The organism is Marinobacter iranensis, from assembly GCF_029207565.1.
In the GTDB taxonomy this organism is placed as follows: domain Bacteria; phylum Pseudomonadota; class Gammaproteobacteria; order Pseudomonadales; family Oleiphilaceae; genus Marinobacter; species Marinobacter iranensis.
On record NZ_JANCMW010000001.1, the window covers coordinates 503,976 to 524,051 of the forward strand.

The window sequence follows — 20,076 nt, forward strand, 5'->3', positions numbered from 1 at the left end:
ATGTGGCAAATCTTTCACAAGCTGGGGTCACCAAAGTGGTTCTTCGGCATTGCATCGGCACTGATGCCCTGGCTGCTTGGCATCGGCGTTGCCCTGTTTATGACCGGTATTGTCTGGGGGCTGGTGTTCGCACCACAGGATTACCTGCAGGGTAACAGTTACCGCATCATATTTATCCACGTGCCGTCTGCCTTTCTGGCCCAGTCCGTCTACATCATGATGGCGGTTGCTGCCCTGGTAACGTTGGTGTGGCGCATGAAACTGGCGGATGTATTTGTCCGGTCCGCGGCGCCGGTGGGGGCCGTGCTGACCTTTCTGGCACTGTTCACCGGTGCGGTCTGGGGCAAGCCCACCTGGGGAACCTGGTGGATCTGGGATGCCCGACTGACCTCCATGCTTATACTGCTGTTTCTCTATTTTGGGGTAATGGCCCTGGGGGCGGCCATTTCCGATGAAAAATCATCGGCACGTGCAGTGGCCGTGCTGGTGCTGGTGGGCGTAGTGAATATACCGATCATCAAGTATTCCGTGGAGTGGTGGAATACCCTTCACCAGCCCGCCACGTTCAAATTGACGGAAAAGCCCAGTATGCCTGCGGAAATGTGGGTGCCGCTGTTACTCTCGGTACTGGGGCTTTATCTGATATTCGGCTGGCTGGCGTGTTTGCGCATGCAGACCGACATACTGGCGCGGGAAGGTCGCACCCGCTGGGTAAAAGAACTGGTTCAGGCACGGGGGAACTGAGCGGATGGCATTCGACTCTTTTGCCGCCTTCATGGCGATGGACGGTCACGGCCCTTATGTCTGGACCTGTTACGCGGTGTTTTTCCTGCTGATGGGCGCTATTACCTGGTGGTCACTGCGCCAGCGCCGCGTCATCATTGCACAACAACGCCGCCGCATGGATAGCGCACCGGTGCGGGATGAACGCTCGGCTGCCGCCAGCTTTACCCGAATTGAATCCTCACAAGACTGACTGGTATACGAAACATGCACCCGATCCGAAAAAAACGGCTCACCATTGTCCTTTTTCTGCTTGTCGGGGTGTCAGTGGCTGTTGCCCTGACCACCTACGCGCTACGGCAGAACATCAACCTGTTTTACGATCCGAGCCAGATTGCCAGTGGTGAAGCACCGGTGGACGTTCGTATTCGGGCCGGTGGCATGGTGGAAGAAGGGTCGGTTCAGCGTGACCCGGAAAGCCTGAAGGTTGAGTTCAAGGTAACGGACTTCACCTCATCCGTGCTGGTGGAGTACACCGGAATCCTGCCGGATCTGTTTGCCGAGGGGCAGGGTGTCGTGGCCATGGGCCGCATGGACGGTAATGGTCGTTTTGTGGCGGACCAGGTACTGGCGAAGCACGATGAGAACTACATGCCACCGGAGGTCAACGAAGCCCTGGACAAGGCTGCCGGCAAACGGGCTGCCATGCCGGCTGCGGCCGGTGAATCCAGCGCCGGTTACTAGAACTGCTGGCCTATTTATAGAAGAGTTGGAGAACCCTGATGTATCCGGAACTCGGACAGATCGCACTGATACTCGCGCTGTTGCTGGCAGTGCTCCTTTCCGTGGTCCCCCTGGTAGGCTCGGTGACCGGTCGTGATCAGTTGCTGGCCTTTGCCCGGCCGCTGTCGGCGGGCCTGTTTGTGTTTGTGGTGTTGGCGTTTGGGGTACTGACCCACGCTTTCGTGACAGACGATTTTTCGGTGGCCTATGTGGCCAATAACAGCAACAGCATGCTGCCCTGGTATTACAAGTTCAGTGCCGTGTGGGGTGGCCATGAAGGCTCGCTGTTGCTCTGGGTACTGATGCTCGTCAGTTGGACGCTGGCGGTTGCCGTGTTCAGCCGGCGCCTGCCGGCGGTGATGGTGTCCCAGGTGTTATCCGTGTTGGGCATGGTTACCGTGGGATTCCTGCTGTTTACCATTATGACCTCCAATCCTTTTGTTCGTACTCTTCCCAACGTTCCTGCTGATGGCGCCGATCTGAATCCCTTGCTGCAGGACTTCGGCCTGATTGTGCATCCGCCGATGCTGTATATGGGGTACGTGGGCTTTTCCGTGGCCTTTGCGTTCGCCATCGCGGCGTTGATTAACGGCAAACTGGACGCTGCCTGGGCTCGCTGGTCACGCCCCTGGACCACGGTGGCCTGGGCCTTTCTTTCCCTCGGCATTGCTTTGGGTAGCTGGTGGGCTTATTACGAGCTTGGCTGGGGCGGCTGGTGGTTCTGGGACCCGGTGGAGAACGCGTCGCTACTGCCCTGGTTGTCCGGAACGGCATTGATGCACAGCCTGGCGGTGACCGAGAAGCGCGGCGTCTTCAAAAGCTGGACAGTGCTGCTGGCGATCGTTACCTTCTCCCTGAGTCTGCTCGGAACCTTCCTGGTGCGGTCCGGAGTGCTGACCTCCGTGCATGCCTTTGCATCGGACCCCGACCGTGGCACCTTCCTGCTGGCGTTGCTGGCCATCACCATCGTTTCAAGCCTGACCCTGTATGCGTTCAGGGCACCGGTGGTGCATGTGCGCTCCCGTTACGGCAGTCTGTCGCGGGAAATCTTCCTGCTGCTCAACAATGTGCTGCTGGTTGCGGCCACGCTGCTGGTCCTTGTGGGAACCTTGTATCCCCTGGTACTGGATTACCTTGATATGGGGCGGCTGTCCATTGGTGAACCCTTCTTCAGCCTGACGTTCAGCCCATTGGGCATTGCCGCAGGTTTGTTGCTGGGTGCTGGTATCTTCTCCCGCTGGAAAAAAACCGACGGTGGCTGGCTGGGCCGCAAACTGTTATGGCCGCTGGCGATCAGCGTCGTCGCGACATCGGCCATAATCGCGGGCTATGGCAGCTTCGAGCCCTGGGCCTTTGGCGGTGTGTTTGCCGCTGTTTGGATTTCGGTGGCAACCTTCTGGGATCTCCGGGGCAAGTCCGGTTCCAGAAAAGGGCGGCTCCACGGCCTCAGGCGTCAGTCCCGCAGTTACTACGGTATGGTATTCGGACATCTTGGGCTGGCCATCACCATGGCCGGTGCAACGATTGCTTCCAATTACGGGATTGAGCGGGACGTGCGTATGTCTCCCGGTGATACCGCGATGGTTGGTGACTACCGGGTTGCGTTTACCGAGATTGGTAACCGAAGGGGTGAGAACTTTACCGCCGAATACGGACGTTTCGAGATTTCTGATCGCGAGGGTGAGGCGGTGTCCACCCTTTTTCCTGAGAAGCGCCAGTACATGGTCCAGCGCAATACCATGACCGAGGCGGGAATTGACGCGGGATTGTTCCGGGATATTTTTGTCGCGATCGGTGAGCGGGTATCCGACGATGCCTGGGCGATCCGGGTGCAGTACAAGCCATTGGTACGCTGGCTATGGCTTGGAGCGCTGTTTATGGCCGCTGGCGGCTTCCTGGCAATATCCGATCGTCGTTACCGTATTCGCGACAAGGTGCCGGATAGCCGGGAAGCGTCGTCACCAGTGGGTGACAGGGGCCGTCCGGATCCGGCGGGAATTGCCTCATGAAGCGGATTCTCCTGTTTGTTCCGTTGGTACTGGCCGTGGTGCTGGGTGTGGTCCTGTTCGCGGGTATTGGCAAGGATCCCAACGAACTGGAGTCGGCCCTGATTGGCAAGCCAGTGCCCGAGTTTGTACTGACAGACCTTCATGACGAGGGCAGGGAACTGACACGGGATGTCTTCAAGGGGCAGGTGTCACTACTGAACGTTTGGGGTACCTGGTGCCCTGCCTGCCGTGACGAGCATGCTGACCTGGTCTGGCTGGCGGAAGAGAAAGGTGTGCGCATTGTCGGCCTCAACTACAAGGACAACCGTGATGATGCCCTGGTCTGGCTCGACCGGCTGGGAGATCCATACCAGGTATCGATCTACGATCCCCGCGGCAGCCTTGGTTTTGACCTGGGCGTTTACGGCGCGCCGGAAACCTACGTGATTGATGCGGAGGGTATTGTGCGTTACCGCCACGTGGGCGTGGTGAACGAAAAGGTATGGGAGCAGGAGATCAAGCCCCTGGTTGAGCGATACGGGGAGAAAACCTGATGTTGCGCTCAACGATTGCCCTTGCGTTGTTGTTCATGCTGGTGCCCTTTGCTCTGGCCGATGACGCACGTGATGTTTACGGCTTCGAGTCACAGGCGCAAGAGCAGCGGTTCCAGTCGCTGATTTCAGAGTTGCGGTGTCCGAAATGCCAGAACCAGAATATTGCCGACTCCAACGCGCCCATCAGCAAGGATATGCGGGAGGAGGTTTACCGCATGATGTCTGATGGCGCCAGCAACGAGGAGATTGTGGGGGCGCTGGTCGACCGTTTTGGCGAATTCGTTCGTTACAAGCCCGAGGTGGATAGCCGCACCATCCTGTTGTGGGCAACTCCGGCCATTGTGGTATTCGGCGGCCTCCTGGTGGTTGCCGGTATCATTATCCGCTCCCGTCGTAGCGACCAGAGCGAGCCGGCACTGACCGATGAAGAACGTGCTCGGGCATCCAGGATTCTTGATGGCGACGATTCCGATCGTTCTTCAGGATGAATGGCGGCCGGTAAATCACCATGATTTCACGATTCATTCCCTCTTAACCGGATTAATGACCGTTCTATGACACAGACTTTCTGGCTGACGGCCGCAGTATTAATCATCCTCGCTCTCGCGTTTGTGGTTGCTCCCCTGTTTTTTCACCGTTCCGGACGACGCGCGGAGATGGATCTGCGCAACCAGAATTTGCTGGCTTACCGCAGCCGGATGGCAGAACTGGACAATGAGTTTGAAGCGGGGGTGATGGATGAGGAAAGCTACCGTCAACTCCGGGAAGAATTGGCGGGTAGCATGCTTGATGATGTGCCCGATGCCGGCGAGGGTGTACTTGGCACGCCAGCCCGGGGCAGGGGTGGAAAAAGCGCCATTGCGGTTGTGGTTGTCAGCCTCTTCGTTATTCCCGCCGCTGCGGTGTTTTTGTATCAGCAGTGGGGTGCGATGGACGACGTTGAGCAGTTCCGTGCCATGCAGGAAATGATGGCAGCTGATGGTGACCGACTGGCACAGATGCAGGAACTGACCGCCCAACTTCGTGAGCGGCTTGAGGAGAATCCCGAGAACACCGATGGCTGGGCCATGCTGGGGCGTACCTATATGCGTCTTGAACAGTATGAAGATGCTGCCTGGGCCTTTGAGCGCCTGGCCGGCAGCATCGAGGAGGACGACAACCGCAAGGCGGTGGCCTGGGGGCTGTCAGCCCAGGCGGAGTTCTTCCTGAGCCAGGGTGATCTCAATCCCGATGTTTCTGAGGCCATTGAAAAAGCCAGGGCGCTGAATCCGGACGAGGTAAATGCGCTGGGACTGTTGGGAATCTACGCCTTCAGCCAGGAAAACTACGAAGAAGCCATCCGTTATTGGGAGCGTATTGTGGAAGTCGCGCCGAATCATCCCCAGGTCGGTTCCATCCGAGAGGGGATTGAGCAGGCTTACCAGCGCCTTGGCCGCGAGGCACCATCCGGTGATGGCGCGGCGGCATCTTCCGTTGGTGTCACTGTGCGGGTCGAAATCGACGAGGCTTTCCAGGGGGATATTCCCGACGACACAACCCTGTTTGTGCTGGCACGACGTGCCAGCGGCCAGGGTGGCCCGCCACTCGCGGTCGCGCGGCTCACCGCCGGTCAGTTACCTGCCGAAATCCGGCTGGACGACAGCTTCAGTATGTCTCCGGAAGCAAAACTGTCGGATGCGGAAGCGGTGCGCTTGCAGGCGCGCCTGTCCCGATCCGGCAACGCCAGACCCCAGGCCGGTGACTGGCAGGGGCAGATCAGTGAACCCGTGCCGGTGACCGAAGGCGACGCCGAGCCGGTCACTCTGGTGATCGATACCCAACTGATCGATTAGCACATCAGCGACTGGTGTTCAGGCCCCGGGGATACAGTGGTGGCAGTTGATCGCCAGGTGTGGGGGCGCTCGCTTTACCGCGTACACGCAGTAACGCTGCCACCAGCCGGTCACCCTGCCAGGGTTCCGATGCCGGCTCACCCGGTGTTCCGAATAGCCTCTGTTGCAGTTGTTCAATTTCGGCAGCCAGTTCCATGTCGTTCAGGAACCGGTTGACGTCCGCCACACTCCGGAATGTGTGTTCCGGATATCTCTGGGATATCCACCGCACGAGAAGGTCGGTGGTCTTGGGCGATCCAGCCTGTGCTGCTTCACAAAGGTCCCTGAACAGGACTTTTTCCCTGTCATTCCCGGAGTTCACTCCAGCTTCCTGACGGCGATTGGCCTGTCGTCTGCTGTACCACCAGCCTGCAAGGGTGACCAGCCAGCCAGCAAGAACAGCCAGGGTGGCCAGTTGCCAGAACCCGACGCTGGTGTCTCCTCCGGATGCCGTTGGTGCCGGGGCATTTTCCTCCCCGGAGGTGGATTCCGGCGCCTCGGCGTTATCGGGCAGGGGTTCAATCTGGCCGGGAACTCCCTCAACCGTTAGCGTATGCGGCGGAATGACAGCGACTTTTTCGCTGTCGCTTTCGGTGTCCCACCAGGGAACCCGGATTTCCGGCAATGTCAGTTCTCCGGGCTGGACCGGCACCAGGGCTGTGGTCTGGGTCATTTGTGAGACCAGCCCGTGGTTGCCCGGCGTGGTCGTACGTTCGGGCTTCTCGGGGTAGGCACGCATGCCGTCTGGCATCCGTTCCGGGAGGGGAGGCAGGGTTTCCGCCGGCAGGCCGTCTGCCTGCATGGTGAGCGTTCTGGTCAGGTTCTGGCCTGCTGTCAGGTTCCGATTCTGTGGCAGGCCGGACTCGGCCAGTTCCAGGCTCCGTGCGGGTAGCCAGGTGTCACCGCTGAACCCGGCCGGTACACCCTTGACGGGGATATCGAACAGGCTTGCGCTGTCACGAAGGAACTTCAACTGGCCCTGGTTGTTGCGGGCCTGCCCCTCGAAACGGATGGGTTGCAGGCTCAACTGGCCCGCCTGCTGGGGGAACAGAGCGTAGCGGCGTTCAACCACGCGATAGCGCACGCCGTCACGGTAGCGGGTGTATTCATTCTGCTTTCCCAGCGATTCGATAATGACATTCGGGTGTTCGGGTTCGGACAGCTCGCCACGAATGAGATTGCCGGTGAAGAACAGCTTGATGGTCAGCACCAGTTGCTCCTGCACGTAGACTTCGTCCTTGTCTGCGGACAACTCGATAAAGCTGTCCCTTAATGCATCGGCTTCCTGGTCTGGCGGTGTGCCACTGATGACTTCGATGGTCACGGGCTCAGACCGGGAGTCGCGGAAGCTGAGGGCCGGAATGGTGAGGTTGCCGGTCTTCGTCGGCGCCAACTGATAGGTCCATGTGATTTCGCCAATCATTTCGTTATTGACGGTGCGGATTGAATATTGCTGGTTGCGGGCAAGGATCTCGAAGTTATCCTCCACCTTTTCGATATCCGGTTTGGGCAGATTGGACATGTCGAAATCAAACAGGTTGCTCAGGTTGATATCGATTTTGGTGCTGCCCTTTACGGTAAGGGTGAGCACTTCGCCCTCGTAGAGACGCGTCCTGTCTGGTTCAACCGTGAGATCGTTCGCTGCCATGGCAGGTCCCGCCATGATGACAAGCAGCAGTATCAGAATAAACGGACCGGTCAGCCGGTTTACCATGGTGTATCGCCCTCGTCAGATGGTGTTTCTCGTTCCTGGTACTGCTGCAGGAAGTTGCGTCGCAGCAGGCCACCCGGGTTGTCGGGAACACGCCGGAGCCACTGTTCCTGTCCCTGGGTCAGTGGTGAAGTTTCAAGTTCCGCCGGCGCCTGTGGTGACTGTGTGTTGCCTTCGGAAGAGTCGGTATCGGCCTGATTCTGTTGTTCACTCTGACTCTGGTTTTCCTGGTGCTCGCCTTCCCCGTCCTGCTGGTTATTTTGTTGCTGGTTGCTCTGCTGGTTATCCGGTTGGTTCTGGCCGGGCTGGTCAGACGGGTTACCGTTCTGATTCTGGTTGTCTGATCCGCCCTGGGAATTCTGCTGGTTGCCCTGCTGCTGTTGGTCGCCGTCCTGGTCGGAGGATTCATTCCCCTGACCATCGGACTGGTTCTGTTGCTGCTCCAGCAGTTGTTTGACCAGGTCACGGTTAAAGCGGGCGTCTTCGTGGTCGGGGTCCTTTGTCAGGGCACTTTCATAGGCCTTGAGCGCCTCTTCCAGTTTTCCGGCCCGGGCGAGGGCATTGCCACGGTTATAGTCCGCATTTGGCGTATCGGCATTGGCAAAGGCTTTGGCTGACGTTTCATACTCGCCTGAGCGATAGAGTGCGCTGCCACGCCATTGTGGGTCGTCGAGAATTTGGGCGGCACGCTCCGGGTCTTTTTTAATCAGCTCCGGTGCGCGCTGGTCCTGGCGTGACCACAGAGCCTCCCAGTCAAAGGCCATGGCCGGGCGGGGTGTGAGTGGCAACAGCGCGAACAACATCACGATCATGGCACCACGGCGCCAGCCGATCAGGGCCAGTGGTGCCGCCAGCCACAACAGCCAGTAGCCGTCATCCTGCCAACGGTTGACTGTCAGGTCCCGTTCGCTGTCTTTCCAGTCTCCGGAGTCGATGGGGCGGAGGTCCAGGGCGCGGATATCCTCGTTTGTAATAGTCAGGTTGTGGCTATCACCACCGTTACGGTTTGCCAGGCTTGTCATGGCTCCAGGGTCGGCGCGGGTAATTACAATGTCGCCGTTGTCGCGGATGAATCCCTGGCGCGCGAGCGGTATGGGCCCGCCTTCCGTGGTGCCAACTGTCAGGGTACTGAGACCGAACCGGCTGTCTGCCAGGGTGTCGCTGATGCGGTCCCGGTAGCGCTCGTCTACATTGTCTGCGATCAGCAACAGGCGGCCCTTGCCGGGGGCCCCCTGCTCCAGTAGGTCAAGGCCGCGCTGGATGCCGAGATCGGTGCGGTTTCCCGCAGCCGGCATGATCACTGGTTCAAGAACATCCAGCATACCCTTAATGGTATTGCTGTCATCCGTGAGCGGGGTGACCACATGGGCGTCGGCTGCATAGACAACCAGAGCGGTCAGGCTGCCTTCCCGGGCCTTAAGGATATCGCGAATCTTGCGTTTGGCCACCGTCAGGCGGTTCGGTTCCACGTCGGTGGCCAACATTGACAGCGACAGATCCAACACAATAACGAGGCTGTCGTTCTGCTGTTGTAATGGTGTTGGTGCCTGACGCCAGGACGGGCCGGCAAGGGCAATGGCAAGGACGACAATGGCTGCCACCGCCGGCAGCACGGGCGACCGTTTCTGACTGCCGGCAGCTCCGGACTGGCTGATCAGCGGCCGCAGTAATTGCGGGGGTATGACCCGACTCCAGCCGCTGTCACTCTGGCGGAACCGGCGCAGCACCAGTGGCAATGCGATGGCTGCAAGAAGCAACAGTAGCCACAGGGGCCGCAGGAAATGAAAATCAGCCATTGTCCCCTCCCTGTACTTCGCGCCGTGATGTTCTCAGGTTGCCCGCGATTCTGGAGCATTGCACCAGCAGCCAGAGCAGGGCCGCCATGCCTGCCGGCCAGGCGTAAAGTTCAGTCACCGGCCGGTAGTGTTTGCCTTCCAGTTCTATGGGCTCCAACTGGTTGATGCTTTCGTAGATCAGTTCCAGCTCAGGCAGGCTGCGGGCCCTGAAATACTCCCCGCCGGTTTGCTGGGCTATACGCTTCAGCAGTCCTTCATCCAGGTCGCGGGACGGGTTAACCCGGCGAGAGCCCAGCAGCCCGCGCTGAACCATGGATTCGGCGCCGATACCAATGGTATAGATGCGCACTCCGGCTGCCTTGGCAATTTCGGCGGCCTTGTCCGGAGCAATTTCACCGGCGGTGTTGGCGCCATCGGTCAGCAGTACAACCACCCGCTGTTCCTGGGGCCGGTTGCGAAGGCGCTTGACCGCCAGGCCCAGGGCGTCACCGATGGCCGTGGCCCGCCCCGCCATGCCGATGCCTGCTTCGTTCAGCAGCGTGCGTACCGTTGCCAGGTCGAACGTCAGGGGAGCCTGGATATAGGGCTCGGTACCGAATAACAACAGCCCCAGCCGGTCGCCTTCACGGCGCTGGATAAAGTCATCAAGGACGCGCTTGACCGCCTGCAGCCGGTTAATGCTACGGCCCTGGATGACCATGTCCCGCTCATCCATGGACGGGGATATATCCACCGCCAGGAGCAGGTCACGCCCACTCACGGGCAACTGTACCTGCTCTCCCACGTGTTGCGGGCGCGCCAGTGCCACTACCAGTAACAGCCACATAAGAAACAGCACCAACTGCTGCCAAAGAGGCACTCGGCTTCCACTGCGGCTGACGCCCGGCAAATCGGAGAGCCAGTGGCCGACGGGGAACACAGGCGCCTCCACTGCCTGGGCACTGCGTTTGCGCAGGCGCATTAGCAAGGGCAGCAGGGCCAGTAACAGGACCCAGGGGTAGACGAGGCTCAGCATTTCTGGCCTCCCAGCCAAACCCGGGCGAACGCGACGGCGTCGCCGGTTTGGCATTCTGGCTTCGGTTGCCAACTGCTGTTCACCATGGCTTCCACCACCGGGCGCGAGGCGATGCGGTCTTTCGGGCTGGTGTCCAGAAGGAAGCGGATCCAGGATTCACCGGACAGGGACTCCGGCAGGCGTTCAGGGTAGCGGATGCGGGCCGCTTGTTTGAGAAGTGCATTCAGTGCTCCAAACCACTCGCTGTCGGGCGTGGGCGTTTGCTCCAGCCTGTCCAGTTCGGCGTGGGCGGTTTTCAGCCAGCGGTTTTTGCGGAGCTTTCGCCTGGCCAGCAGGAAAGCGAGGATGCCCAGGGCAATGACAATGGCCAGCAACAGCCACCAGCCAGGTGCCGGTGGCCAGAAACCACCGGGTTGCGGCAGGTGAATGTCTCTGAGTTGGCTCAGTGGATCCTGTTCCATCATGGTTTTGTTGCGGGTCCTGTCATCCGATATGACCACGGGGGCCAAGTAAAGTCTGTAATGTCAGGGCGGGCTGGTCACCGGTCATCACACTGGCGGGTTGTACCCCCGCCGTGCGGAAACATTCTTCAAGCGCTTCCGTGTGCTGGCGGACCTTCTCCGCGTACGCCCGCTGGAAACGGGGGTTACTGCTATCAAACCATACCGGCCCGTCTTCTCCGGCAATGGCGAAGCGGCCGCTGTCAGGCAACTTCAGCTCCAGCGGGTCGATGACCCTCAGGGCGCTGACAGTGTTGTGACGGGCCAGTGAGCCGAGCAGCCGCGAGGTGTCTCCGGTAATGGTCAGGAAGTCGCTGATGACAAAAATACGGCTGCCTGTGTGTGCTACCCGGCGTGCTTCCTGGAGGGCTGTATCCAGGTTGGCCGTTCCGGCATTGGCGCCTTGCGGCGATTTCGAGTCGCGGGTGCTCCGCTGTTGTCTTGCCACGGTATCAAGGAGTTGGAGCACCGATTTCTTGCGCCGGGCCGGCCGTTGTACTGTCAGTTCATCGCCATTGAACACGATACCTCCGACCTGGTCTCCAGACCAGAGCGCGAGCCAGGCCAGGATTCCGGCAAGCTGGGCACAGCGTACCTGTTTGTAGGCGCCAGTGCTGGCAAAAAACAGCGAGGGGCCCAGATCGCACAGCAGGAGTACCGGCCGCTCGCGCTCCTCTTCATAAAGTTTGGTATGGGGTGATTGTCGCCGCGCCGTCACCCGCCAGTCGATACTGCGAATATCATCCCCGGGCTGATACTGACGCACTTCCGCAAACGCCATACCCCGTCCACGGCGGGGTGAGCGTTGCAGGCCGGCCTGCCGGGACCTGACCGGCCGGGCCGCCGGCAACTTCAGTGCACGGGCGTCCGCCTGCAGGCGAATAAGGCCCGAAAGGGAGATGTGGGTAGCTGGTTCGGCTGGTGTCATGGTCACAGGGATCAGGCGGTTACCGGAACACGGTCGATCAGGCGCTGGATGATGGCATCGGCAGTCAGGCCTTCGGCTTCCGCTTCGAATGTCAGCAGGATGCGGTGCCTGAGCACGTCAAAGGCGATGTTGCGGATGTCGTCCGGGCTGACGTAATCCCGCCCCTCCAGCCAGGCCATGGCGCGGGCGCAACGATCCAGCGCAATAGTACCCCGCGGGCTGGCACCAAAGGCGGTCCAGCGGGCCAGTTCCGGGTCCAGGGAGGCCGGGTCCCGGGTGGCAAGCACCAGGGCCAGCAGGTATTGCTCGACGGGCTCTGACATGTAGATGTCTGACACCGCATGCCGTGCCTCGAAAACCTGGTCCGCCGTCAGACGGACTTCGGCGGCGGCCTGTCCGCGTCGATAGTCGTTGCGCGCCAGGTGAAGAATCGCCTTCTCGGCTGTTGCCGACGGATAGTCGATCACCACATGCATCAGGAACCGGTCGAGCTGGGCTTCCGGGAGGGGATAGGTGCCTTCCTGCTCGATGGGATTCTGTGTTGCCATCACCATGAACAGACGGTCCAGCGGGAAGGTGCGCATGCCGACACTCACCTGGCGTTCCCCCATGGCCTCCAACAGGGCCGATTGCACCTTGGCGGGCGCCCGGTTGATTTCATCGGCCAGTACCAGGTTGTGGAAGATTGGCCCGTGCTGGAATTCGAACTGACCGGTTTCGGCGCGATAGATTTCACTGCCGGTGACGTCGGACGGAAGCAGGTCAGGGGTGAACTGGATGCGGTGAAAGTCACCGTCGAGGTGATCGGCGAGGGCTTTGATGGCGGTGGTTTTTGCCAGGCCGGGAGCGCCTTCCACCAACAGGTGACCATCAGCCAACAGGGCAATCAGCAAACGATCCACCAGCTTTTCCTGGCCGATTATCCGTTTTGCTAACTGAGACCTGAGCTCTCCAAACGTATGCTGTAATGCCATGGGGGATGTTCACTCCTACTGCAGGGATGGTTCGCGTAAGTAGTTGCCGCAGTTTTCGCATCTGTGGGGCAAAAATCAAGGCTTTGACTATGCTTATGTGACGGTACACCGATTACGTTTATTTCACACTCACAGAGGTCGACTATGAATGCGCTGACGATCGCCAGCAAGGAACAGTTTTTCCAACAGCTGGACGAAGCTTTCGCTGAAAAAATAGCGAAAACCGAAGCGAAAAAGATCAGTGAATTCGCAAAGCAGCATTATGCACACATTCCTCTCGAAGAGCTTGTAAGTCGAAGGTTTGCCGACACCTACGGAGCCATACTGGCGGCCTGGCAATTTCTCCAGAAGCGTTCTGCCGAAGAAACCCCCGTGTCTGTATTCAATCCGGACCTGGAAAGTGACGGCTGGCAGTCGACCCACACCGTCATTTTCATTCTTCACCCGAACATGCCGTTCCTGATCGATTCCCTGCGGATAGCGATCAACCAGCGTGAGATTGGCACCCACTCCATACAACACTCCATACTTCAGGTGGAGCGGGATACACAGGGAAAGTTTAAAAAGCTGCACCCTCCCAAGAAGAAGTCCGCTAACGCCAGTTACGAAGCGTTGATTGTCCTGGAAATCGACCGCCACAGCAGCCCGGAGGATCTGAGGTCGCTGGAGGAGGTGTTGCAAACCATCCTTCACGAGGTGCGCATAGCGGTCAGTGATTTTCCGATAGTGACCGAAAAAGTCAACGAAATCAGCCGCGAACTGGATGACACCACGGCGGGAATCGACGAGGAGAGCAAGGAAGAGGCCAAGGCGTTTCTGGAATGGCTGGTAAAGGACCACTTCACCTTCCTGGGCTATGACGAATACGATTTTGCCAAGGACAAGAGCGGGCTGGTGGTCCGCCGTGTAGAGAATTCCGAGCTGGGTATCCTGCGGGTCAACAATGAGCGCCCGGACAAGGTCAGGTTGAACGAATTGCCCCAACGCACCCGCCACGAAATGACCCGTACCGATGATATTTTCATCTTCGCCAAATCGGCCCAGCGTTCGCGAGTGCACCGTCCTGCGTATCCGGATTATATCGCCGTCAAGAAGTTTAACAGCAAGGGCGAAGTGGTGGGTGAGCGCCGTTTCCTGGGTCTGTATACCTCTCGGGTATACAACGAGCGCCCGGATGAGATTCCCCTGCTGCGGCGCAAGTTCCAGACCGTTATGCGGCGTTCAGGGTTCCTGCGTGATGATTACGCCGGTAAGGAGCTGGACCAGATTCTAACGGTGTATCCCAGGGACGAACTGTTCCAGATCGAGCCCGGCGAGCTGCTGTCTGTCGCCAAGAGCATCCTTTACATTCAGGAGCGTCGTCGGATTGAGCTGTTCATGCGGGAGGACGTGTATGGCCAGTTCGTGACCTGCCTGGCGTTCTTCCCGCGGGATATCTACAACACGGAACTGCGTCTGAGGGTGGAGCAGGTGTTGCAGGACGCGCTCGAAGCCGAGGATATTGAATTTGTTACTCATTTCTCCGAATCCGTGTTGGCGCGTGTGCAGTTCACGATTCGTGTACCCCAGGTGGAAAACCGTCAGTTGCCGATATCGGAAATTCGCGAGAAAGTCATAGATCTCGCGCAGTCCTGGCGTGACGGGCTGCTGGAGGCGCTGCACGAAGCCTATGGCGAAGAGCAGGGCAACGAGATGTTTCGCCTCTATTCGGCAGGCTTCCCGGCCAGCTACAAGGACATGTTCTCGCCCAGGCGAGCGGCGATTGACCTCGAGCATATCTCCGGTGCGGCCAACGAGAAACACCTCACCATGAGTTTTTACCGGGCTCTCGAAGAAGAGGAGAGCACGCTGCACTTCAAGCTCTTTTACCCGGATGAGCCGTTGCCGCTGTCAGACGTGATGCCAATCTTTGACAACCTGGGTTTCCGGGTGATTGGCGAACACCCCTTTGAGGTCAGTGATCGCCGGGGCAAGACGGTCTGGATACATGACTTCACCTTGCAGGCCCATAGCGGAAAGGTGGTGGATATTCACCGTATCCGGCCCATCTTCGAGGACCTGTTCCGTCGGGTGTGGTACGGGGATGCCGAGAACGATGCCTTCAACCGGTTGCTGCTGTCCTCCTACATGAGCTGGCGGGAGATTGCCCTGTTGCGGACCTACGCCCGTTACATGCGCCAGATCCGTTTCTCCAACAGTCAGACCTTTATCTCCAATACCCTGGTTAACCATGTGGACCTGACACGTCTGCTGCTGGAGTTCTTCGAGGTTCGCTTCAATCCCGAGCGGTACCAGAGTGAGGGTAAAAGTGCCGCTGCGCAGCAAAAGCTGGAGATTGAGTTCAATGCCGGCCTTGATGAGGTGGAGAACCTTAGTGAGGACCGGGTGCTGCGCCTGTTCCTGGAGCTGATGCAGGCCACATTACGCACTAACTATTACCAGCCCGACGGGGAAGGCAAGACCAAACCATACATCAGTGTGAAGTTTGATCCTTCCCATATCCCGGATATGCCACTGCCGCTGCCCATGTTCGAGATCTTCGTCTATTCGCCAAGGGTTGAAGGCGTGCATCTGCGAGGCGGCAAGGTGGCTCGTGGCGGCCTGCGCTGGTCCGACCGGTTCGAGGACTACCGCACTGAAATCCTCGGGCTGGTGAAAGCGCAGCAGGTCAAGAACGCCGTTATTGTGCCCGTTGGTGCCAAGGGCGGTTTTGTGGCCAAGCGGTTGCCGGACATGTCGGACCGTGAAGCCTTCCAGGCGGAGGGTATCGAAGCCTACAAAACCTTCATCCGGGGCCTGCTGGATATTACCGACAACCTTGTAGATGGGGGCATCCAGCCACCGGGAGCGGTTATCCGTCACGACGATGACGACCATTATCTCGTTGTTGCCGCGGACAAGGGTACCGCAACCTTCTCGGACATAGCCAATGGCCTGGCAGCGGAGTATGGCTTCTGGATGGGGGACGCCTTTGCTTCCGGTGGCAGCAATGGCTATGACCACAAGAAAATGGGCATTACCGCCCGCGGTGCCTGGGTCTCTGTTGAGCGCCATTTCCGCGAGCTGGGGATCAACCCCGCTCTGGATGAATTCACCGCCATTGGTATCGGTGACATGGCTGGTGACGTCTTTGGCAATGGCCTGCTTTCCTCGGAAAAAACCAGGCTTGTGGCGGCTTTCAACCATATTCACATCTTCATCGACCCAACGCCGGATGCCGCCAAGAGCTACAAGGAACGCAAGCGTTTGTTCGAACTGCCGCGCTCGTCATGGACCGACTACGACACCAGCCTGATCTCGAAAGGTGGCGGTGTATTCAGTCGTAGCGCCAAGTCGATTCCGGTCAGCCCGGAGATGAAGAAGCTGCTGGGGATCAAGTCAGACCGGGTTCCGCCCAACATGCTGATTACCCACATCCTGAAAGCTCAGGCGGATCTGCTCTGGGTAGGTGGCATTGGTACCTACGTGAAGGGGCAGAATGAGTCCCATGGCGATGTCGGAGACAAAGCCAACGATGCGGTTCGCATCAACGGCTCCGAACTTCGCTGCAAGATCGTCGGTGAAGGCGGTAACCTGGGCCTGACGCAGTTTGGGCGCATTGAGTTTGCGCTGCGTGGCGGCCGGCTCAATACCGACTTCATCGACAACTCCGGCGGTGTGGATTGCTCGGACCACGAAGTAAATATAAAGATCCTGTTGAACCATGCTGTTGCCATGGGGGATCTGACTGATAAGCAGCGCAACATCATGCTGGAGGAAATGACGGATGATGTGGCTGCCCTGGTGCTGAAGAACAATTACCGGCAAACCCAGGCCATCAGTATTGCTAGTGTTGAAGCCGTTACTCGCCATGAAGAGTATCGTCGGCTGATGAACAATATGGAAAGCGAGGGCAAGCTCAATCGCAGCCTGGAGTTCCTGCCGGACGACGAAACCCTGTCCGAGCGCAAACTGGACAAGAAGGGGCTGACTCGTCCGGAACTTTCGGTACTGATTTCCTACGTCAAGGGCGACCTGAAGCAGACCCTGATTGACAGCAGCCTGCCGGACGAGCCCTTGCTGGCCGGGGAAATGTACAAGGTATTTCCCCAGGACATGACCCGTAAATTCTCCAGGGAACTGGGCGAGCACCAGTTGCGCCGGGAGATCATCGCAACCCAGATTGCCAACGACATGGTTAATCACATGGGTATTACCTTTGTGGAGCGGTTGAAACAGTCAACCGGGGCTGATGCCGCGTCGATTTCGCTGGCATGGATCATCGCCCGCGATGTTTTCCGCCTGGATACCTGGTGGGACAAGATCGAGTACCTGGATTATTTCATACCCGCCAAATTGCAGATGGAACTGATGGGCGACCTGATGCGGCTGGTTCGTCGCGCTGTCCGCTGGTTGCTGCGTAATCGCCGTGGAGAGCTTGGCATCCAGAGCCATATGGAACGCTTTGCCGACAGTGTCTGGAAGATCACCGCTGATCTGCCGGACTATCTCGGGGATCAGGCCTGCGCCGACTGGAAAAAGCGCCACGACGAACTGGTCGAATCAGGCTTGCCCGCTGAACTGGCCTCTGTGGTTTCTGGTACCAGCTATCTGTACTCCTCCCTTGGCATCATTGAGGCCCGAGAGGCTACCGGCATGCCGCTGAAAACGGTTGCCAACCTCTATTATGATCTTGGTGACAAACTGGACCTGAACTGGTTTGCCAACGCGATAGCTGCATTGGTGCCCGCTTCTCACTGGCAAGCCCTGGCAAGGGAGAGCTTCCGTGAAGACCTGGATTGGCAACAGCGCGCGCTGACCACCGGCGTGCTCAAGCTGGCGGGTAAGCCGGGCGATGTGAGCAGCGCCGTTGAGGGCTGGATGGAGCGGCATAACGCCATGATCACGCGCTGGAAATCCATGCTGGCGGAACTCAAGGGTGTGCGTGAGCCGGAATACGCGATGTTCTCTGTTGCCCTGCGTGAGCTGCTGGATCTGGCCCAGACCACCATGCATGAACATCACGATGAAGCACAGACTCAGACCAGTTGATGATTGCTTTATGATGCTGATTGCCGTTCAATTCCGGCAACGTTGATTAGCAGGGAGAAGTTTGATGGGGCAGCTTGATAATTTGCTGGAAAAAAACAGGGCCTGGGCTGATAACATCAAAAGCCAGGACCCGCAATTCTTTACCCGCTTGTCCAACCAGCAAGCGCCGGAGTATCTCTGGATAGGCTGTGCGGACAGCCGGGTTCCGGCCAACCAGATTGTCGACCTGATGCCCGGTGAGCTGTTCGTGCACCGCAATGTGGCCAATGTAGTGGTACACACCGACTTTAACTGTCTGTCAGTGCTGCAGTTCGCCATTGACGTGCTCAAGGTCAAGCACATCCTGGTGGTTGGCCACTATGGCTGCGGTGGCGTCAGGGCTGCCCTGCACAATGAGGGTTTTGGGCTGATTTCGAACTGGCTGAGACACGTTCAGGACGTTCGTGACAAGTATCAGGAGGTGCTTGATGGCGTTGCATCGGATCAGGACCGTGTGGACCGGTTGTGTGAACTGAACGTTGTTGAACAGGTGGGGCACGTTTGCCAGAACAACATCGTTCAGGAAGCCTGGCGCCGAGGGCAGACCCTGACGGTGCACGGGTTCGTCTACGACGTGGCGGATGGCATCTTGCGGGACATGGGGTTGTCCATAAGTTCGGACGCCGATCGCGAGGCCGTCAAACAGAACAGTGTGGACGAGTTGGTGTTGCGGCCGGTTCGGTCGGGGCGCCAAAAAAAGTGACACAAATGATGTCAAATTGTGTCAATTATTCGTGACGGGCGTCACTTTCTGACCCCCGTCGTCATCACAGTTCGGTGCCTGGCTGGTTGTTACAATGACGTTGCAACAAGCCAGGAGGTTAACCATGCGAGAGATCGTACAGAAAGCGCTCAGTGCCATGAGCCAGCGCAAGACGACGCAATCCGCACAGGCCCGTCGCCGTGCCAGTGAAACAACGACGCAGTCCGCACCCTCCGAAGACTGGGGTATGTCACCGGAAGACGCGTTGCGAGCCAATACGGTCGCACGGTACAAGTAATTCACCACAAACCGGAACGCTCCGGTTTGTGGTGGCCCGGCCGAGACTCCGGGCCCTATTCCGGTTAGAGTATCCCGCCTGAAATGACGACCGGGATACTCTGACCAATGCCTGTACTTCCCAACTCCCATGAAGCGCTGCTGAAAAATCAGGACCTGTTGCGTGGCCGCCTGGCGGTTATCGGCGTAGCGGATTCCGGTCTACTTCCTGTGTTGTCCGGAAAAGGACTGGCGGTTACCGAACACCTCGGTATCTACCAGCAGGTGCAAGCCGCCAGTGGCTGGGTCTCTGCCTTTGGTTATGATGATCCTGGCCTGGCGCCGGGCATGGCCGATACGCTGGTGGTTTTTCTTCCCAAAGCCCGGGCGGAGTTGTCCCTGAGATTGGAGCTGGCGCTGTGGCTGGCGGCAGAGGGTGCACGACTTATCCTGGTGGGCGAAAAAAAGGAGGGCATTGCCGGCGCGGTGAAGCAGCTTCGGGCGTTGTTGCCCCAGGCCGTCAAGGCCGACAGTGCCCGCCATTGTCAGGTTTGGCGGGCGGACAACCTGCAGCCGTTGCCAGTCTTCGATGTTAGCCGCTGGCTGCAGTGGCACACCGTTGAATGTGCGGGAATCCGTTTCGAGGTGGCCGGCCTGCCCGGTATTTTCAGTGATGGCGAGCTCGATGGCGGCACTGCCATGTTGCTGGAAACCCTGGCTGACTCGCCCGTTGCCATGGGACGGGTGCTGGACTTCGCCTGCGGAGCCGGCGTTATGGGTGCCTGGGTGCAGTTGCACCAGCGGGCCACCGGCCAGGCTGTCACCCCCGTCGATGGGGTGGACGTGCAATCCCAGGCAGTGACCTGCGCCCGTGCCACATACCAGGCCGTATCGGTGGATGGTGTTATTGTGGCCTCTGACGGGCTATCCGCCGTTGAGGGGCGCTATGCGACGGTTATTACCAACCCACCGTTCCACACGGGTATCCGTACTGATACATCAATGACCGAGCAGTTCCTGCGGGACGTGGCAAGGCACCTGGAGCCTGGCGGGGAATTGCGTCTGGTGGCGAACAGCTTCCTTCCCTACGAGGCGCTGATCCGACGCCATGTCGGCCCCGTCAGGGCGCTCGCCGCTGACAGGCGCTTCACTGTCTGGTCCGCGCGGCGTCACTGAACTGTCGC

At 58.9% G+C, this 20,076-nt stretch carries 17 protein-coding genes; 11 read left to right on the forward strand and 6 right to left on the reverse strand.

Annotated elements, in window-relative coordinates; translation table 11 throughout:
- From ccmC to ccmI, 7 genes are all read left to right on the forward strand, one after another.
- Window positions 1-744 (forward strand): heme ABC transporter permease CcmC, encoded by a 744-nt coding sequence (ccmC, locus tag NLU14_RS02400; protein ID WP_275704561.1) that lies wholly within the window; start codon window positions 1-3, stop codon window positions 742-744.
- Between the two features lie 4 nt (window positions 745-748).
- Window positions 749-976 (forward strand): heme exporter protein CcmD, encoded by a 228-nt coding sequence (gene ccmD / locus NLU14_RS02405; RefSeq protein ID WP_275704563.1) that lies wholly within the window; start codon window positions 749-751, stop codon window positions 974-976.
- A gap of 14 nt (window positions 977-990) precedes the next feature.
- Complete coding sequence (gene ccmE / locus NLU14_RS02410; protein ID WP_275704564.1) at window positions 991-1,467, forward strand: cytochrome c maturation protein CcmE; 477 nt, start codon at window positions 991-993, stop codon at window positions 1,465-1,467.
- Between the two features lie 38 nt (window positions 1,468-1,505).
- Window positions 1,506-3,515, forward strand: a complete 2,010-nt coding sequence (locus NLU14_RS02415) for a heme lyase CcmF/NrfE family subunit (RefSeq protein ID WP_275704565.1) — start codon at window positions 1,506-1,508, stop codon at window positions 3,513-3,515.
- Complete coding sequence (locus NLU14_RS02420) at window positions 3,512-4,048, forward strand: DsbE family thiol:disulfide interchange protein (RefSeq protein ID WP_275704566.1); 537 nt, start codon at window positions 3,512-3,514, stop codon at window positions 4,046-4,048. Before NLU14_RS02415 ends, NLU14_RS02420 begins: the two co-directional genes overlap by 4 nt.
- A complete protein-coding gene (locus tag NLU14_RS02425; RefSeq protein WP_275704567.1) occupies window positions 4,048-4,536 on the forward strand; it encodes a cytochrome c-type biogenesis protein in 489 nt (162 codons plus the stop codon). Before NLU14_RS02420 ends, NLU14_RS02425 begins: the two co-directional genes overlap by 1 nt.
- Before the next feature lie 66 nt (window positions 4,537-4,602).
- Window positions 4,603-5,880: a c-type cytochrome biogenesis protein CcmI gene (ccmI, locus tag NLU14_RS02430; protein ID WP_275704568.1), complete on the forward strand. Its 1,278-nt coding sequence runs from the start codon at window positions 4,603-4,605 to the stop codon at window positions 5,878-5,880.
- A gap of 4 nt (window positions 5,881-5,884) precedes the next feature.
- On the opposite strand, the gene NLU14_RS02435 is transcribed toward ccmI, so the two are convergent.
- The 6 genes from NLU14_RS02435 to NLU14_RS02460 are packed head-to-tail and all read right to left on the reverse strand — an operon-like array spanning window position 5,885 to window position 12,843.
- Window positions 5,885-7,633 (reverse strand): BatD family protein, encoded by a 1,749-nt coding sequence (locus NLU14_RS02435; RefSeq protein ID WP_275704570.1) that lies wholly within the window; start codon window positions 7,631-7,633, stop codon window positions 5,885-5,887.
- Complete coding sequence (locus tag NLU14_RS02440) at window positions 7,627-9,426, reverse strand: vWA domain-containing protein (RefSeq protein ID WP_275704571.1); 1,800 nt, start codon at window positions 9,424-9,426, stop codon at window positions 7,627-7,629. The genes NLU14_RS02435 and NLU14_RS02440 overlap by 7 nt, the downstream gene beginning before the upstream one ends.
- Window positions 9,419-10,441, reverse strand: a complete 1,023-nt coding sequence (locus NLU14_RS02445; RefSeq protein ID WP_275704572.1) for a vWA domain-containing protein — start codon at window positions 10,439-10,441, stop codon at window positions 9,419-9,421. The genes NLU14_RS02440 and NLU14_RS02445 overlap by 8 nt, the downstream gene beginning before the upstream one ends.
- Window positions 10,435-10,905, reverse strand: a complete 471-nt coding sequence (locus NLU14_RS02450) for a DUF4381 domain-containing protein (RefSeq protein WP_275704573.1) — start codon at window positions 10,903-10,905, stop codon at window positions 10,435-10,437. The genes NLU14_RS02445 and NLU14_RS02450 overlap by 7 nt, the downstream gene beginning before the upstream one ends.
- Window positions 10,906-10,924: 19 nt before the next feature.
- A complete protein-coding gene (locus NLU14_RS02455; protein WP_275704574.1) occupies window positions 10,925-11,869 on the reverse strand; it encodes a DUF58 domain-containing protein in 945 nt (314 codons plus the stop codon).
- 11 nt (window positions 11,870-11,880) lie between these two features.
- Window positions 11,881-12,843, reverse strand: coding sequence for an AAA family ATPase (locus tag NLU14_RS02460; protein ID WP_275704575.1), 963 nt, complete (start codon window positions 12,841-12,843; stop codon window positions 11,881-11,883).
- A gap of 144 nt (window positions 12,844-12,987) precedes the next feature.
- On the opposite strand from NLU14_RS02460, the gene NLU14_RS02465 reads away from it, so the two are divergent.
- The 4 genes from NLU14_RS02465 to NLU14_RS02480 all read left to right on the forward strand — a co-directional run bounded on the left by NLU14_RS02465 (window position 12,988) and on the right by NLU14_RS02480 (window position 20,068).
- Window positions 12,988-17,874, forward strand: coding sequence for an NAD-glutamate dehydrogenase (locus tag NLU14_RS02465; RefSeq protein ID WP_275704576.1), 4,887 nt, complete (start codon window positions 12,988-12,990; stop codon window positions 17,872-17,874).
- Between the two features lie 64 nt (window positions 17,875-17,938).
- Window positions 17,939-18,616 (forward strand): carbonate dehydratase, encoded by a 678-nt coding sequence (can, locus tag NLU14_RS02470; RefSeq protein WP_275704577.1) that lies wholly within the window; start codon window positions 17,939-17,941, stop codon window positions 18,614-18,616.
- A 124-nt stretch (window positions 18,617-18,740) separates the two neighbouring features.
- Entirely contained in the window at window positions 18,741-18,914 is a 174-nt protein-coding gene (locus NLU14_RS02475) for a hypothetical protein (protein ID WP_275704579.1), read from the forward strand.
- Between the two features lie 107 nt (window positions 18,915-19,021).
- Entirely contained in the window at window positions 19,022-20,068 is a 1,047-nt protein-coding gene (locus NLU14_RS02480; RefSeq protein ID WP_275704580.1) for a class I SAM-dependent methyltransferase, read from the forward strand.
- The last annotated feature ends 8 nt before the right edge of the window (window positions 20,069-20,076 follow it).

Excerpts from the sequence above, each read along its gene's own strand:
- ccmC (WP_275704561.1), top strand. The coding sequence starts at position 1 with ATGTGGCAAATCTTTCACAAGCTGGGGTCACCAAAGTGGTTCTTCGGC.
- ccmD (WP_275704563.1), top strand. The coding sequence starts at position 749 with ATGGCATTCGACTCTTTTGCCGCCTTCATGGCGATGGACGGTCACGGC.
- ccmE (WP_275704564.1), top strand. The coding sequence starts at position 991 with ATGCACCCGATCCGAAAAAAACGGCTCACCATTGTCCTTTTTCTGCTT.
- NLU14_RS02415 (WP_275704565.1), top strand. The coding sequence starts at position 1,506 with ATGTATCCGGAACTCGGACAGATCGCACTGATACTCGCGCTGTTGCTG.
- NLU14_RS02420 (WP_275704566.1), top strand. The coding sequence starts at position 3,512 with ATGAAGCGGATTCTCCTGTTTGTTCCGTTGGTACTGGCCGTGGTGCTG.
- NLU14_RS02425 (WP_275704567.1), top strand. The coding sequence starts at position 4,048 with ATGTTGCGCTCAACGATTGCCCTTGCGTTGTTGTTCATGCTGGTGCCC.
- ccmI (WP_275704568.1), top strand. The coding sequence starts at position 4,603 with ATGACACAGACTTTCTGGCTGACGGCCGCAGTATTAATCATCCTCGCT.
- NLU14_RS02435 (WP_275704570.1), bottom strand. The coding sequence starts at position 7,633 with ATGGTAAACCGGCTGACCGGTCCGTTTATTCTGATACTGCTGCTTGTC.
- NLU14_RS02440 (WP_275704571.1), bottom strand. The coding sequence starts at position 9,426 with ATGGCTGATTTTCATTTCCTGCGGCCCCTGTGGCTACTGTTGCTTCTT.
- NLU14_RS02445 (WP_275704572.1), bottom strand. The coding sequence starts at position 10,441 with ATGCTGAGCCTCGTCTACCCCTGGGTCCTGTTACTGGCCCTGCTGCCC.
- NLU14_RS02450 (WP_275704573.1), bottom strand. The coding sequence starts at position 10,905 with ATGATGGAACAGGATCCACTGAGCCAACTCAGAGACATTCACCTGCCG.
- NLU14_RS02455 (WP_275704574.1), bottom strand. The coding sequence starts at position 11,869 with ATGACACCAGCCGAACCAGCTACCCACATCTCCCTTTCGGGCCTTATT.
- NLU14_RS02460 (WP_275704575.1), bottom strand. The coding sequence starts at position 12,843 with ATGGCATTACAGCATACGTTTGGAGAGCTCAGGTCTCAGTTAGCAAAA.
- NLU14_RS02465 (WP_275704576.1), top strand. The coding sequence starts at position 12,988 with ATGAATGCGCTGACGATCGCCAGCAAGGAACAGTTTTTCCAACAGCTG.
- can (WP_275704577.1), top strand. The coding sequence starts at position 17,939 with ATGGGGCAGCTTGATAATTTGCTGGAAAAAAACAGGGCCTGGGCTGAT.
- NLU14_RS02475 (WP_275704579.1), top strand. The coding sequence starts at position 18,741 with ATGCGAGAGATCGTACAGAAAGCGCTCAGTGCCATGAGCCAGCGCAAG.
- NLU14_RS02480 (WP_275704580.1), top strand. The coding sequence starts at position 19,022 with ATGCCTGTACTTCCCAACTCCCATGAAGCGCTGCTGAAAAATCAGGAC.